General features: G+C 63.6%; 13 protein-coding genes and 1 tRNA gene. 6 read left to right on the top strand and 8 right to left on the bottom strand.

The features are described 5' to 3' along the window. Nucleotides 1–120: 120 nt before the first annotated feature. Together CDE01S_RS04940 and radC are read right to left on the bottom strand one after the other, a co-directional pair. Complete coding sequence (locus CDE01S_RS04940) at nucleotides 121–762, bottom strand: Smr/MutS family protein (RefSeq protein ID WP_066704571.1); 642 nt, start codon at nucleotides 760–762, stop codon at nucleotides 121–123. Continuing rightward, the gene (radC, locus tag CDE01S_RS04945) at nucleotides 762–1,445 is read right to left on the bottom strand and encodes a RadC family protein (protein WP_066704577.1); all 684 of its coding nucleotides are present in this window, start codon (nucleotides 1,443–1,445) and stop codon (nucleotides 762–764) included. Before radC ends, CDE01S_RS04940 begins: the two co-directional genes overlap by 1 nt. 56 nt (nucleotides 1,446–1,501) lie before the next feature. On the opposite strand from radC, the gene CDE01S_RS04950 reads away from it, so the two are divergent. The 5 genes from CDE01S_RS04950 to CDE01S_RS04970 all read left to right on the top strand — a co-directional run bounded on the left by CDE01S_RS04950 (nucleotide 1,502) and on the right by CDE01S_RS04970 (nucleotide 5,329). Beyond that, on the top strand, nucleotides 1,502–1,957 hold the full coding sequence (locus tag CDE01S_RS04950) for an FKBP-type peptidyl-prolyl cis-trans isomerase (protein ID WP_066704579.1): 456 nt from the start codon (nucleotides 1,502–1,504) through the stop codon (nucleotides 1,955–1,957). After that, nucleotides 1,957–2,892, top strand: a complete 936-nt coding sequence (gene ispH, locus CDE01S_RS04955) for a 4-hydroxy-3-methylbut-2-enyl diphosphate reductase (RefSeq protein ID WP_066704581.1) — start codon at nucleotides 1,957–1,959, stop codon at nucleotides 2,890–2,892. The genes CDE01S_RS04950 and ispH overlap by 1 nt, the downstream gene beginning before the upstream one ends. A gap of 40 nt (nucleotides 2,893–2,932) precedes the next feature. Then, nucleotides 2,933–4,246 carry a serine--tRNA ligase gene (gene serS, locus CDE01S_RS04960; protein WP_066704583.1) on the top strand — a complete coding sequence of 438 codons (1,314 nt, stop codon included), beginning with the start codon at nucleotides 2,933–2,935 and terminating at the stop codon, nucleotides 4,244–4,246. After that, nucleotides 4,243–4,776: a peroxiredoxin gene (locus CDE01S_RS04965; protein ID WP_084382744.1), complete on the top strand. Its 534-nt coding sequence runs from the start codon at nucleotides 4,243–4,245 to the stop codon at nucleotides 4,774–4,776. The genes serS and CDE01S_RS04965 overlap by 4 nt, the downstream gene beginning before the upstream one ends. Before the next feature lie 94 nt (nucleotides 4,777–4,870). Further along, a complete protein-coding gene (locus CDE01S_RS04970) occupies nucleotides 4,871–5,329 on the top strand; it encodes a T9SS type A sorting domain-containing protein (RefSeq protein ID WP_157077045.1) in 459 nt (152 codons plus the stop codon). A 77-nt stretch (nucleotides 5,330–5,406) separates the two neighbouring features. Here CDE01S_RS04970 and CDE01S_RS04975 read toward each other — a convergent pair whose 3' ends face one another. The 4 genes from CDE01S_RS04975 to CDE01S_RS04990 form a co-directional block, all read right to left on the bottom strand. Further along, complete coding sequence (locus CDE01S_RS04975; RefSeq protein WP_157077046.1) at nucleotides 5,407–6,477, bottom strand: 3-deoxy-7-phosphoheptulonate synthase; 1,071 nt, start codon at nucleotides 6,475–6,477, stop codon at nucleotides 5,407–5,409. A 124-nt stretch (nucleotides 6,478–6,601) separates the two neighbouring features. Beyond that, on the bottom strand, nucleotides 6,602–7,393 hold the full coding sequence (locus tag CDE01S_RS04980; protein ID WP_066704590.1) for a hypothetical protein: 792 nt from the start codon (nucleotides 7,391–7,393) through the stop codon (nucleotides 6,602–6,604). Further along, nucleotides 7,393–7,833, bottom strand: coding sequence for a hypothetical protein (locus tag CDE01S_RS04985; protein ID WP_066704592.1), 441 nt, complete (start codon nucleotides 7,831–7,833; stop codon nucleotides 7,393–7,395). The genes CDE01S_RS04980 and CDE01S_RS04985 overlap by 1 nt, the downstream gene beginning before the upstream one ends. A gap of 70 nt (nucleotides 7,834–7,903) precedes the next feature. Continuing rightward, nucleotides 7,904–11,092: a CHAT domain-containing protein gene (locus tag CDE01S_RS04990; RefSeq protein ID WP_169802239.1), complete on the bottom strand. Its 3,189-nt coding sequence runs from the start codon at nucleotides 11,090–11,092 to the stop codon at nucleotides 7,904–7,906. A gap of 200 nt (nucleotides 11,093–11,292) precedes the next feature. Here CDE01S_RS04990 and purT point away from each other — a divergent pair, with 200 nt between their 5' ends. Further along, nucleotides 11,293–12,432: a formate-dependent phosphoribosylglycinamide formyltransferase gene (purT, locus tag CDE01S_RS04995; protein WP_066704596.1), complete on the top strand. Its 1,140-nt coding sequence runs from the start codon at nucleotides 11,293–11,295 to the stop codon at nucleotides 12,430–12,432. Between the two features lie 51 nt (nucleotides 12,433–12,483). Here the strand turns inward: purT and CDE01S_RS05000 are convergent. After that, nucleotides 12,484–12,573: transfer RNA gene (locus CDE01S_RS05000), tRNA-Ser, on the bottom strand. Nucleotides 12,574–12,607: 34 nt separating this feature from the next. Beyond that, on the bottom strand, nucleotides 12,608–13,888 hold the full coding sequence (locus CDE01S_RS05005) for a tryptophan--tRNA ligase (protein ID WP_066704598.1): 1,281 nt from the start codon (nucleotides 13,886–13,888) through the stop codon (nucleotides 12,608–12,610). Nucleotides 13,889–13,893 lie beyond the last annotated feature (5 nt).

Consider the following 13,893-nt stretch of genomic DNA (forward strand, 5'->3'; position numbering starts at 1 on the left):
CCCAGAGTGCGGCTAATCCCTTTAGCCCGATTGATTGCAAATATGGCTTTAACGGCACAAGGCATTCGTGCTCCAAGAGTGCAAAACTGAGCATTAGATTTCCTCTATGCCTTCGGCGTCTCAACTTGTCGGCTGCAACAGCACCACCAGTGCCCCAGCCCCACCTTCCGCCGGCTTGGCCTGCGCAAAGGCCAGCACTTCCTTCTTCTGCACCAGCCAGCTGTGCACGCGGCTCTTCAGCACCGGCGTCTTGCCCGGCGAGCCCAGGCCCTTGCCGTGCACCACTCGCACGCAGCGGATGCCATGTTTGCGGGCGTCGCGGATGAACTGGCCTAGCGCGCTGCGCGCTTCGTCGGTGCGCAGGCCGTGCAGGTCGATCTCGCGCTGGATGGCCCAGTCGCCGCGACGCAGTTTGCGCGTCACGTCCGGGCCGATGCCGGGGCGGCGAAAGCTCAAGTGTTCATCGGTGTCGAGCAAGGTGCTGACGTCGAATTCGTCGCTGATGGCCTCCTGCAGAACCGCCTGTTCGTCGCGCTCGCGCTGCACCGGGATGGGTTTGGGTTGCTCTTTTTTCAATAGCGCCTGGCGCTTGTCGTTCAAGGGTTTGACGGCTCCCGCGGCCTTGATGAACAGGTCCTTGTCGGCCGTGGCCTGACGCGCGGCGCGTTCGCGTTCCGCCTTGCGCTCGGCTTCCAGTTTGGCCTGTGCCTCGATGGCCTTCTTGACCTGCTTCAGGTCAGCGAGCGATTTGACCTTCACCATCACACCAGCCCCTGCTCGGCCATGGAGAGTGCCTGCCCGGGCGCGACGATCACGTGGTCGAGCACGCGCACATCCACCAGCGCCAGCGCAGCCTTGAGCGCCTGCGTCAGTGCCTCGTCCGCGCGCGAGGGCAACACCGTGCCGCTGGGGTGGTTGTGCGCCAGCACCACGGCAGCGGCATGGTGGTGCAGGGCGCGCAGCACCACCTCGCGCGGGTAGACGCTGGTCTGCGTCAGCGTGCCGCGGAACAGCTCTTCCAGCGCCAACAGGCGATGCTGGCTGTCGAGAAACAGCACGGCGAATACTTCGTGCTTCTTGGCGTCCAGGTGCAGCTGCAGGTAGTGCTTGACGGCCTCCGGTGTGTCCAGCGCAGCGCGTTCCTTCAACTGCTCGGCCATGGCTCGCCGGGCCAGCTCCAGCACGGCCACCAGTTCGGCCCGTTTGGCCGGCCCCAGGCCCTTGATGCGTTGGAGGTCGTCCGCCGTGGCGTGCAGCAGGCCGGCCATGCCACCAAAACCGGTCTTGGCGTCCAGCAGTTCCTGTGCCAACTGCAGCACGCCCTTGCCGGCCAGCCCGGTGCGCAGCAGCAGGGCCAGCAGCTCGGCGTCGCTCAGGGCGCCGGGGCCGCGGGCCAGCAGCTTTTCACGCGGGCGCGCGTCGGGAGGAAGGTCTTTGAGCGGCATCAGAAGCGGGGTGGGCCGGGGTTTTTACAATAGAGGCCAGTTTATAGGGACTTCATATGACCTCCACCCCTCCCCGCGTCCAGGCAGGCTCCTTCCTGACCCTGCATTACCGCCTGGCCGGCCCGGCTGGTGACATCATCAACACCTTCGAGGGCAAGCCGGCCACGCTGTCGCTGGGCACGGGGGAGCTTTCCCCCGCGGTGGAGCAGTGCCTGATCGGGCTGGAGGAGGGGGCACGCCAGACCTTCGAGTTGCCGGCGGGTGCCGCTTTCGGCGAGCGCAGCCCCGACATGCAGCAATGGCTGGCGCGCAAGGTGCTGACCGAGATGGGTGACCCGCTGGAGCAGTACAGCCTGGGTGACGTGGTGCAGTTCCCCACGCCCGACGGCCAGGGCCGTTTTGCCGGTGTGGTGCTGCAGGTGCGCGAGGACGGCGCCGTGCTGTTCGACTTCAATCACCCGCTGGCGGGACAGCCGGTGACGTTTGAAGTGCAGCTGCTCGGGGTGCTGTGATGCTGGACGAAATCATCCTGGCCGAGCCGCGCGGCTTCTGTGCCGGCGTCGACCGCGCCATCGAGATCGTCGAACGTGCGCTGCACAAGTTCGGCGCGCCGATCTATGTGCGCCACGAGATCGTGCACAACACCTATGTGGTGAACGACCTGAAGGCCAAGGGCGCGATCTTCATCGAGGAGCTGGACGACGTGCCGCCCGGTGCCACGTTGATCTTTTCGGCGCACGGTGTCAGCAAGGCGGTGCAGCAGGAAGCTGCCAAGCGTGGTTTCCATGTGTTCGATGCCACCTGTCCGCTGGTGACCAAGGTGCACATCGAGGTGGCCAAGCTGCACAAGGAAGGCTACGAGTTCATCATGATCGGCCACAAAGGTCACCCCGAAGTGGAAGGCACCATGGGCCAGCTCGACAGTGGCATTCACCTGGTGGAGGACGTGGCCGACGTGGCGCGTGTGCAGCCGGCGCAGACGGAGAAGCTGGCGGTGGTGACGCAGACCACGCTGAGCATGGACGACGCGGCCGGCATTCTGGCGGCGGTGAAAGCGCGCTTTCCGAACGTGCGCGAACCCAAGCAGCAGGACATCTGCTACGCCACGCAGAACCGGCAGGATGCCGTCAAGCTGCTGAGCCCGCAGGTGGACATCGTCATCGTGGTCGGCAGCCCGACCAGCTCCAACAGCAACCGTCTGCGTGAAGTGGCCCAAAAGCTTGGCACCGAGAGTTACATGGTGGACAACGCCGACGAGCTCAAGCCCGAGTGGTTCGAGGGCAAGGGCCGGGTCGGCCTGACGGCCGGGGCCTCGGCGCCCAGCATCCTGGTGCGCCAGGTGGTGGACCGCATCAAGGCCTTCGGCGCTGTGTCGGTGCGCAAGATGGACGGCATCGAGGAAACGGTCAAATTTCCCCTGCCCAAGGGCCTCAAGACCGATCTCTGACCCACTGTGCCCCATTGGCCAGCCGACCTACAATTCAGCCATGCTAGACATCACCCTGCTCCGTAAAGACCTCGATTCGGTCGTTGCCCGTCTGGAGACGCGCAAAAAACCGCAAGCCTTCCTGAATGTGGACGCCTTCCGTGCCCTGGAGGCCGAACGCAAGACCATCCAGACCCGCACCGAAGAGCTGCAGGCCAAGCGCAACACCCTGAGCAAGCAGATCGGCGCGCTCAAGGGCAAGGGCGAGCATGCCCAGGCCGAAGCTGCCATGGCCGAGGTCAGCGCCCTCAAGGCCGAGCTGGAAAGCTCCGCCGCCCGGCTGGACCAGATCCAGGCCGAACTGCAGACCCTGTTGCTGGCCGTGCCCAACCTGCCGCACGAGAGCGTGCCGGTGGGCGCGGACGAGACCGGCAACGTGGTGGTGCGCTCCTGGGGCACACCCAAGGCCATGGACTTCGCCATCAAGGACCATGTGGACGTCGGTGCGCCGCTGGGGCTGGACTTCGACCTCGGCGTCAAGCTCACCGGTTCGCGTTTCACGGTCATGAAGGGCGGCATTGCCCGCCTGCACCGCGCCATTGCCCAGTTCATGCTCGACGTGCAGACGCAGGAGCACGGCTACACCGAGTGCTACACGCCCTACATCGTCAACGCCGACAGCCTGCGCGGCACCGGCCAGCTGCCCAAGTTCGAAGCCGACCTGTTTGCCGCCAAGAAGGGCGGCCAGGAAGGTGAGGTGGTGGAAGACGCGGCGCTTTACCTGATCCCCACCAGCGAAGTGCCGCTGACCAACTTCGTGCGCGACGAGATCGTGGCCGAGGCCGAACTGCCATTGAAGTTCACGGCGCACACGCCGTGTTTCCGTTCCGAAGCCGGCTCCTATGGCCGCGACACGCGCGGCATGATCCGCCAGCACCAGTTCGACAAGGTCGAGATGGTGCAGATCGTGCACCCCGAGAAGAGTTACGAGGCTCTGGAAGAGATGACGCGCCATGCCGAGGCCATCCTGCAGAAGCTGGGCCTGCCGTACCGTGTGATGAGCCTGTGCACCGGCGACATGGGTTTTGGCGCCGCCAAGACCTACGACCTGGAAGTGTGGCTGCCGGCACAGAACACCTACCGCGAGATCAGCTCGGTCTCCAACTGCGAAGCCTTCCAGGCGCGCCGCCTGCAGGCCCGCTTCAAGAGCGCCCAGAGCAAGAACGAGCTGGTGCACACCCTCAACGGCTCCGGTCTGGCCGTGGGCCGCACGCTGGTGGCGGTGCTGGAAAACTACCAGCGCGCGGACGGAACCGTTGAGATTCCGTCCGCCCTGCAGCCCTACATGGGCGGCTTGAAGGAGTTGCGGCCGTGATCTCCCGCCTGCGGCGCGCGCTGTGCCTGCTGTTGCCCCTGGGCGCAGCCAGTGTGCAGGCCGCCGTGCCGGCCGTGGGCCAGCCCGCGCCGGACTTCACCTTGCCGGATCAGGGCGGCAAGCTGCGCCGCCTGGCCGATTGGCGCGGCAAGTGGCTGGTGCTTTATTTCTACCCCAAGAATGACACGCCCGGCTGCACCGAAGAGGCCTGCACCTTCCGCGACGACTGGGAACAGCTCAGCGCACTCGGCGCCGAGGTGGTGGGCATCAGCGTGGACGACAGCGCCTCGCACGCGGCCTTCGCCCAGAAGTACAAGCTGCCTTTTCCCTTGCTGGCCGACACGCAAGGCGACGTGGCGCAGCGTTATGGCGCCATCTCGGACTGGAAACTCTTCAAGTTTGCCAAGCGCTACACCTTCCTCATCGACCCACAGGGCCAGATCGCCAAGGTCTACCTGTCGGTGAATACCTCGCGCCATTCGGCCGAGATCGTGGCGGACCTCAAGCAGCTCAAGTCATCACGGCCCTGAGCCGGCACGACGGCCGGCAAGTGCCGCCGGCATTCAGAAGGTGAACCGCGGAAGTGTCGTACCGAGTCATTCGTTTATTCAAGGGAGAAGCATCATGACTTCATTGTTGTCCCGTCGTTTCATGTGGGGTGTGGTTTTGCTTGCGGGCTGCGGGGTGCTGCCGTTGGCGAACGCCAGTGACCTGCCCACCGTGCAGCAGCAAGGCGGCATCGAATACCTGAGTGGGGGCATCGGCCTGGAGGAATCCACCGCGATCGATGCCGAGAGCCGCAAGTGGCCCCTGACATTGCTGTTCTCGGCCAAGAGATGGCAGCGTTCGGTCTACACCGCGGATGCGAAGGTCAGCCTTCGGGATGGACATGGCAAGTTGCTGCTGCAGATGCAGGCCGACGGGCCCTTTCTTCTGCTCCGACTGGTACCGGGTATCTATGTGGTCGAAGCGACACTGAACGGCACAGTGCTGCAGCAGCGGATCGTGCTGAAGAAGGGGGAGCCGGCGCGCGTGGTGTTTGTCTGGCCGGAGGTTCCGACGGACGAGCCGGCGCAGGACTGAGCTGTTCGCCGACCAGGCGGAACAGAAACAACAAACCCCGCCATGTGCGGGGTTTGTTGTTTCTGGCGACTTGCGGCTCAGGCTTGCCGGCGCTGGCGCACGGCGTGTGCCAGGGTCTCCAGCACCGGCACGGTCTGTTCGAAGCTGATGCAGGCGTCGGTGATGGATACGCCGTAGGCCAGCGGTTTGTTCGGCACGAGGTCCTGCCGGCCTTCGTGCAGGTGGCTCTCGATCATCAAGCCGATGATGCGGCGGTCGCCGGCGGCGATCTGGGCTGCCACGTCCTTGGCTACTTCGATCTGCCGCTGGTACTGCTTGCTGCTGTTGGCGTGCGAGACGTCGATCATCACCTGCGGCGGCAGGCCGGAGGCCTGCAGCACCTGGCAGGCGGCATCCACGTCGGCGGTCGCATAGTTGGGGGCCTTGCCGCCGCGCAGGATGATGTGCACATCCTGGTTGCCGCGGGTCTCGAAGATGGCGGCCTGCCCCATCTTGGTCATGCCCATGAAGGCATGCGGTGCACGCGAGGCCACCACGGCATCGGCGGCCACCTTGACGCCGCCGTCGGTGCCGTTCTTGAAGCCGACCGGGCACGACAGGCCGCTGGCCAACTGGCGGTGGCTCTGGCTTTCGGTGGTGCGCGCGCCGATGGCGCCCCAGCTCACCAGATCGCTGATGAACTGCGGGCTCAGCAGGTCCAGGAACTCGGTGCCCACGGGCAGGCCCAGGTCCACCACGTCGAGCAGGAGCTTGCGCGCCATCTCCAGACCCTCGTTCATGGCGAAACTGTCATCGAGGTGCGGGTCGTTGATGTAGCCCTTCCAACCAACGGTGGTGCGGGGTTTCTCGAAATACACACGCATCACCACCAGCAGGTCTTTCGCATGCTTGTCGGCTTCCTGCCTGAGCAGCCGGGCGTAGGCCAGGGCCTGCTCATGGTCATGGATGGAGCAGGGCCCCACCACCACCAGCAACCGGTCGTCCCGCCCTTGCAGCACGGCAGAGATGTCTTGCCGCGAGCGCTCCACCAGGGCCAGCTGTTGCTCGCTGGCGGGCAGGCGCTCTTCGAGCAAGGCCGGGGTCATGAGAGGGCGTACACACGAGATGCGGGTGTCGTCGATGCGGGTTTTGTCCTGGGTGGAGAGCATGGAATCGTTCAAATGGCAAAGCGTTGAGAGCCATCCGTGGGATGGCATCGGGTGCGGGTCAGGATGGCAGGGCCTTACGGGGGCGAGATCGTGCTGGCAAAAAGGAGTCTCTCGGCGGTGTCTTTCAGCTGCCCAGTACGCCCTTGAGGCCGGTGTAGATCGATACGGCCGTGGTGCCCACGGCCACGATCGAGCTGCCGTACTCCTCCAGTTTCTTGATCAAGGTCCCGAGCTGTTGCGGTGTCAGATTGCCACCGACCAGGCGGGAGATGACTGACATGAGCAAGGTGTCGCGAAGTTTCCCCGCCGGCCGGTGACTGCGCGAATGCAGTACGCCACCGAGCAGCATGCCGGTCAGGAAGCTGAAGGAGATGCTGGCGGCATATTCAAGGTATTCGCGCCACTCAAAGGCGTTTTGCGGCAGCACAGGCGTGCCATCCACCAGGCTGGTGATCCAGCTCATGCCGATGACCGAGGCAATGGCCAGAAACACGGTGCCGGCAAACCAGGGCAGGACCGCGCGCCGACGGCGCAGAAAGAGCACCAAGCCAAAAGGCAGGGGCACGGCGATCGAGATGATGCGCAGGTACAGCAGGTTGGTGTCCAGGGCGATGGTGATCAGCCAGTGCGACAGCAACAGCAGGCCCAGAGGCAGCAGGATGAAGACGGTCAGGTTGAGCAAAAAAGCCAGCGGCCCTGTGCGGACGGGGTGGAGCCGCTCATGGGCACTGGCCAGCTGCTGTTCCAGATCACGAATGCGCGCATCAAAGCTGGCAGGGTCTGCCACAGCCGCCAGCTGGCCCTCCAGCTTGGCGATTTTTTCCAGCAGCGGCTTGAAGAGATAAAGGTCCCGCGTGCAGACCTTGCAGACCAGTGCCTCGTCTTCGATGTCACTCAGGCAATACGGACACTTCATTATTTGTTGACGACGATGGTCATCGTGCTGTTGGTCTCGCGGCCAGCACTGTCCTTGACGGTGACGCGCAGGGTGTGTTCACCCGGCGGCACTTCGGCTTGCTGGAAGTCGATGCCAGTCGGGGTGATGGCGGATTGCAGGCGCGAGGTCAGGTCCACGAACGGTGATTTCATGTAGACCACCTTGACCGAATTGGGGTCGATCTTCTCGCCGCCGCGGGCTTCGAAATTGAGTTTGAGGTTGAACGGCGATTTGACCGCTGCCTCCGGCTCGGGCGACACCATCTTGATGGCGGGGCCGCGCGAAATGCCGCGCGTGGCCAGGGCGCCCGCGGCCGGAGGCAAGGCAGCCTCCTTGGCAGTGATCAGGGGAGCGGCGAAAGCCGTACCCTGGGCGAGCAGACCAGACAGAAGCGCAGAAGCCAGGACAGAACGAATCATGTTTACCTCCAATCATTCAACACTTGCACAAAAGATCATGCCCAGCCACCCGTGCGCATCGCGCCTGGGGCTAGTCGCCAACCACCATGAAGGGTGCCCAGAAAAGGGGATGGGCATAAGAATACTTCATTGCCTTGCCGTCGCTCATGCCGCCCTGGTCGATCAGCTGCAGCATGGCCTGGCGCAGGGCGTCGGATTTCGCCAGCGCCTTGTCGCCGGTCTGCTGGCGCCGGAACAGGTCGGTCATCAGCAGACGGGCTGCCACGGAATCGACCGGCCAGTTGGAGACCAGCAGCGCCTTGGCGCCAGCAAAAAAGAAGGCACGGCCCAGGCCGGACACGGCCTCCGAGCCCGAACCTTCGCCAGATGCGGTGTTGCAGGCCGAGAGCACCACCCAGTCGGCATTGAGCTTGAGGGTCAGCACCTTGTCCATGGTCAGCAGACCGTCATCCTGGTCGCCGGTCACCTCGGGCGATGACAGCGCCAGGGCCGGTTGGCTCAGGCCGTCGAGTTCTCCCGGCACCAGGCCGTGGGTGGCGAACATCACCACTTTGCGGTTCGAGAGATCGGCTTCCATGACAGCCTTAACGCTGGCCTGCCGGTTCAGGTAGACATCAGAAGGTGCCGCGCCCAGCACTTTGGCGATTTCGAGGATTTCCTGCTTGGTATCCGGCAGGCGCGGCAACAGGCCCAGTTCCGCAGAGCTGACACCCGCTGTCTTGGGCGCGCTGCGCAGGTTCAGGGGCAGGCCGCGCGTGGCCAGCTGCGTCGATCTGGCAGCTTGTGCCTTCTCGGCGCTGCGGTACTGCTCGGCGCTGAAGAAGGGGTCGCCGAAGCCGATGAAGTTCCCGCGGTTGGGGTTGCCCGGCGGCGTGTTGCGCAAGGCGGTGAGCGCCGTGACCGAGGGCAGCTGGGCAATGGCGATGTCGCGCACCAGCCAAGGCACGGCCTTGTAGCTGGCGAACGGTACGGCGGGCTTGCCGGCAGCCGCTGTGTCCTGCGTGACCAGGACCGACAGCGGCAGCTGTCCCAGTTCGGCATGCGGTACCACCAGCAGGACTTTCTTGCCTTTGAGGCTTTCCTGCACCGGCGCCAGGATCTGCTGGTAGAGCAGGAAGGACGCCTTCACGTCGAAGGGGGGGATTTCATCGATCGTCGCCACACCAGGATCCAAGGCGCGGCGCAAGTGGCTGACCTGCTTGGCCATCTCGCTGCGCCCCAGTGCCACTGCCTTGAACAGCGGAATGTCGTGCTGGCTGATGGCCCAGACATAGGCCTCCTTCTCGGCGAAGTACCACGACACCAGCACTTCATCGGCGCGCAGCAGGGCGCGCGTGCGCTCCACCGTCGCCGGTTTGGGCTCGACCATCTCGGCGTAATCAGGATATTTGCGCTCGATCTCCTTTTTCAGGGTTTCGCGCTCGGCTTTGAACGTCGTGATGTCCTGCCGGATCTTGGCCTGTACCGACGGCAGCTGTTGCTCAGGCGGGGCGGCCAGCAGGCCGGTCAGCAGTTCCGACAAGGAGTTGACGCGACGTTGCAGATCCTGTTCCTTGCGCGCCAGTTGGGCCAGCAACGGGTCCTTGATGTTGGCGCGTGCGGCGCTGGCGGTCAAAGCCCGTTGCACGCCGCTGCTTTTGGCCAGATCGGCGACGCGGAACGCTTCGGCGGCCGCGGTTTGTGCCTGGGTCGGGTCACTTTGGGCGATCCGGGCCAGCAAGGCGACGTAATTCTCGAACAGGTAGGTGGTACGTTGCTGTTGTTTGATGCTGGCGGTATCGTTCTCGGCATCGCTGCGCGTCTGGTCGACCAGCGTCGGCGCCGCTTCACGAAATGCCGCATGGGCTTCCTTCAGCTTGCCCTGGTTCTGCAATGACACGGCATGGAAGGCTGCAATCAAGGCGGTGCGCGGCGAACTCTTGCCGGACTGGGCCTCGGATCGCTTCAGCATGTGTTCGGCCATGGCCAGGGCTTCGGGCTGCTTGCCGATTTTCTGCATGGCCAGCACCCAGTCCAGATCGTCCGGGCGGAAGGTCTTTTCAAGGGCCGGATCCTTGCGTACGCCCGCCATCATCTCGTTGAAGACCTTGTCGGCGGCCTGGTACTGGCCATCGGCGACCAGCGCCGTGGCATAGAACTTTCGTGCCATGGCCATGACGCGCGATTCATCGGTGATGCCGCTCTCGGTGTGGGCTTTCAGCGAGGCTTGTGCCAGCAGAACCGCTTCCGGAAAGCGCCCTTGCTCAGAGACGATTTTCGACATCGTGGCCAAGGCCTTGCCCACATCGGTGGAGTTGCGGCCGAAGTTGTCCAGGGCCAGTTGCAAGGCTTCGCGGGCATAGAACTCGGCGTCGATCAGCCGTCTTTGCTGCAACAGGACATCGGCCAGGTTCATGTTGCGCAAGATGATCTGGGACAGATGCATCCGGGGATTGTTGGTGCCGTCGCTGTAGGTCCTCTCGCCACTCCCCAGATCGTCCGCTTTGGTGGCGCTGTTCTTGGCCGCCTGGTAGTTCTGGTTCAGCAGGCGCAAGGCTTTGCGCAAAGAACGTTCGCTTTCGACCCACAGGCCCTGCTGCCACTGGAGGGTGCCACGCGCACTCTCCACATTGGCTTCCCAGATGGAGATGTACTCAGCCACCGAGGGGGCGCGGCGCAGACGGTTCAGCAGGTTGTCCATCTCGGTGAGCGTTGTTTTGGCAATTTCAAAATTGCCCACGGCCGCGTGATTGATCACCAGCAAACGATTGATCGTCAGCAGGAAACCACCTGCCTGCGGTAGGCCGCGCACAATATTTTTGGCCTTGTCCAAGGCGCTGATGGCGTTTGCCATATTGCCGGAGAAGCTCTCCAGCACAGACAGATCGATCAAGTCCCGGATTTCCAGCTTGGGATCGCTCAGGCGACGCTCAAGCGCTGCGACCCGCATCTCGGCCACAGCTTCACTCATCCGGCCCAGCTTCTGGTTGGCCAGAGCGCGCTTGAAATGGAAGTTGTTCCAGGTCGGGTTGTCCGCGTCTGGCGCCGGTTGGGGCAGGGCCAGGATTTTTCGGGCCTGTTCAATTTCGGTCAGGTCGACCTTGCCCTGTTCCAGCACACGCAGGATGTCCTTGACATCACGTGGCGGCGGCTTGATGGCGGCAATATCCACCTCATCGGTACTTTCCCGTGCAGGCGCTTGGGCCAGGGATGTGTTGAACCAGCACCCTGTCAACAGGGTCATGGCGAGCATGAATGCGGGACGGGTGAGGGGTCGCATGGCAGCCTTGGGATGAAATGGTCTGCGCACTCTAGCGCAGACGGGACAAAAGCGCATCCCCCTCCTGCGAGGACGGTGGGCGATTCCCCGTGATCAGCCTGACAGAAGGCATGGCCCCGTCTTCTGACGGCAAGCTGTTGCCGGAACAGGGCGGGAGATGGGCCACAATCCTAGGCGTCAGGTATTTCCCATCTTCAGACATGAAAAAAATCTTGCTTCTCGGCTCCGGTGAACTCGGTAAAGAATTTGTGATCAGCGCAAAACGCCTGGGCTGCCATGTGGTGGCTTGCGACAGCTATGCGGGCGCTCCAGCCATGCAGGTGGCGGACGAAAGCTGCGTGTTCAGCATGCTTGATGAGGCCGCTTTGCGGGCCGCGATCCATCAGCACCAACCCGATCTGATCGTCCCTGAAATTGAAGCGATCAGAACGGAGGTTCTGCTGGAAGTCGAGCAAGAGGGGTTTGAGGTCATTCCCAGCGCACGGGCAGCCAACCTCACGATGAACCGCGACCGGATCAGGGATGTGGCCGTCGGTTTGGGGGTTCGCACGGCCAAATTCAGCTACGCGGAATCAGCGCAGGACTTGTTGACGCAGGCCCAGGCGATTGGCTTCCCGGTGGTCATCAAGCCCGTCATGAGCTCCTCCGGCAAAGGCCAGAGCGTCGCCAGAAGTGCCTCGGAGATCCAGGCCAGCTGGGACTATGCCTGCCAAGGCATGCGTGGGGATCGGCAAAAGGTGATCGTTGAAGAGTTCATCCATTTCGAGTTCGAGATCACGCTCCTCACCATCCGGCAGCGCAACGGGAAAACCCTTTTCTGCGACCCGATCGGTCACGTACAGGAGCGTGGCGACTATCAGTACAGCTGGCAACCGCAAGCCATGAAACTGGACTACCTGAAAGCTGCACAGGAGATGGCTGAAAAAGTCACATCGGACCTGGGCGGTGCGGGCTTGTTCGGTGTGGAGTTCTTCGTGACCCGAGACGAAGTGATCTTCAGTGAGCTGAGCCCGCGCCCGCATGACACGGGCATGGTGACCTTGATCAGCCAGAACCTGAGCGAGTTTGATCTTCACGCACGCGCTGTTCTCGGGCTGCCGATACCGCTGATCGAATCGACCGAGGGTGCCAGCGCAGTCGTCTTGGCAACGCAGGATGGCACCAACCCGAGCTACTCGGGTGTGGCGGATGCCATGAGCGAGCCAGGTATTGACGTGCGGATCTTTGGCAAGCCCAGCACGCGCCCTTATCGTCGCATGGCGGTTGCGCTGGCAAAGGGTAGCAATGCCCTGGCCAGGGCAAGAGCGGCAGCCCAAAAGATCCGTGTGATATCCGCCTGACGGCGGATGGAAATAAAAACGGGCCGTGAAGGCCCGTTTTTATTGGCTGTCTGGCGGAGAGGGAGGGATTCGAACCCTCGGTAGGGTCGCCCCTACGCCTGATTTCGAGTCAGGTACATTCGACCACTCTGCCACCTCTCCGGGGTGTCTCGAAAGACCGCTATTGTAGCAGTGCTCAGGCGACGTCGCGCAGCTGGTGCAAGGCCTGGGCCACTTCCTGCTGGCTGATGCCACCAACGGGCGCGAATTGGGCCAGTGCCGCATCGTCCTGCTGCAAGGCCCGGATGGCCTGGCCGGCGTCCTTGGGGCTGGCGTAAGCAGCACTCTGCAGCAGCAGTTTGCCTTGCGCATCGACCAGCTTGAAGTAGAACTGGCCGTCGCTTTCACGGTATTGCTTGAAGGACGGCAGGGCTGCCTTGGCGGCTTTGGCTTGCTTCTCGGTGCCTTGCGCGCGCAGGTCACGCAGGCCGACGGCATGGCGCAGCTTGGCTGTGAAGGGGGTGGCGATGGCGCGCGCCTTGGCCGCACCGGCGAGCAGCAGGTCTTCCAGCCGCTCCGGATGCCGCATCAAGGACTCGTAGGTCTCGCGCATCGGTGCGATCTCATGGTCGATGCGTTCGAACAGCACCTGCTTGGCGTCGGCCCAGGCAATGCCGTCGGCATAGGCTTGGCGCAGGGCGACGGTTTCATCCGGGGTGGCAAAGGCCTGGTAGATCTGGAACAGCGCGGAGCCCTCGGTGTCCTTGGGCTCGCCTGGCGCACGTGAATCGGTCTTGATGCCAGCGATCAGTTTCTTCAGCTGCTCACGTGGCGCGAACAGCGGAATGGTGTTGTCGTAGCTCTTGCTCATCTTGCGCCCGTCCAGCCCGGGCAGCGTGGCCACCGATTCTTCAATGGCGGCTTCCGGCAGCACGAAGTGCTCGCCGTAGCGGTGGTTGAAGCTGGCGGCCATGTCGCGTGCCATCTCGATGTGCTGGATCTGGTCGCGCCCGACCGGCACGCGGTGGGCATTGAACATCAGGATGTCGGCCGCCATCAGCACCGGGTACATGAAGAGGCCGGCGGTGACGTCGGCGTCCGGGTCGACACCGGCGGCGTTGTTCTTGTCGACCGAGGCTTTGTAGGCGTGGGCGCGGTTGAGCAGGCCCTTGCCGCAGACGCAGGTGAGGAACCAGGTCAGCTCCGGGATTTCCGGAATGTCGGATTGGCGGTAGAAGGTGACGCGCTCGGGGTCGAGGCCGGCGGCGATCCAGGTGGCGGCGATCTCCAGCGTGGAGCGCTGGATGCGTGCCGGCTCGTCGATCTTGATCAGGGCGTGGTAGTCGGCCAGGAAATAGAAGCTCTCCACCCCGCTGGCACGGCTGGCGGCGATGGCGGGCCGGATGGCACCCACGTAGTTGCCCAGATGGGGCGTACCCGAAGTGGTGATGCCGGTCAGAACACGAGTGGAACGCATGGCGG

The organism is Curvibacter delicatus NBRC 14919 (assembly GCF_001592265.1).
Taxonomy (GTDB): domain Bacteria; phylum Pseudomonadota; class Gammaproteobacteria; order Burkholderiales; family Burkholderiaceae_C; genus Hylemonella; species Hylemonella delicata.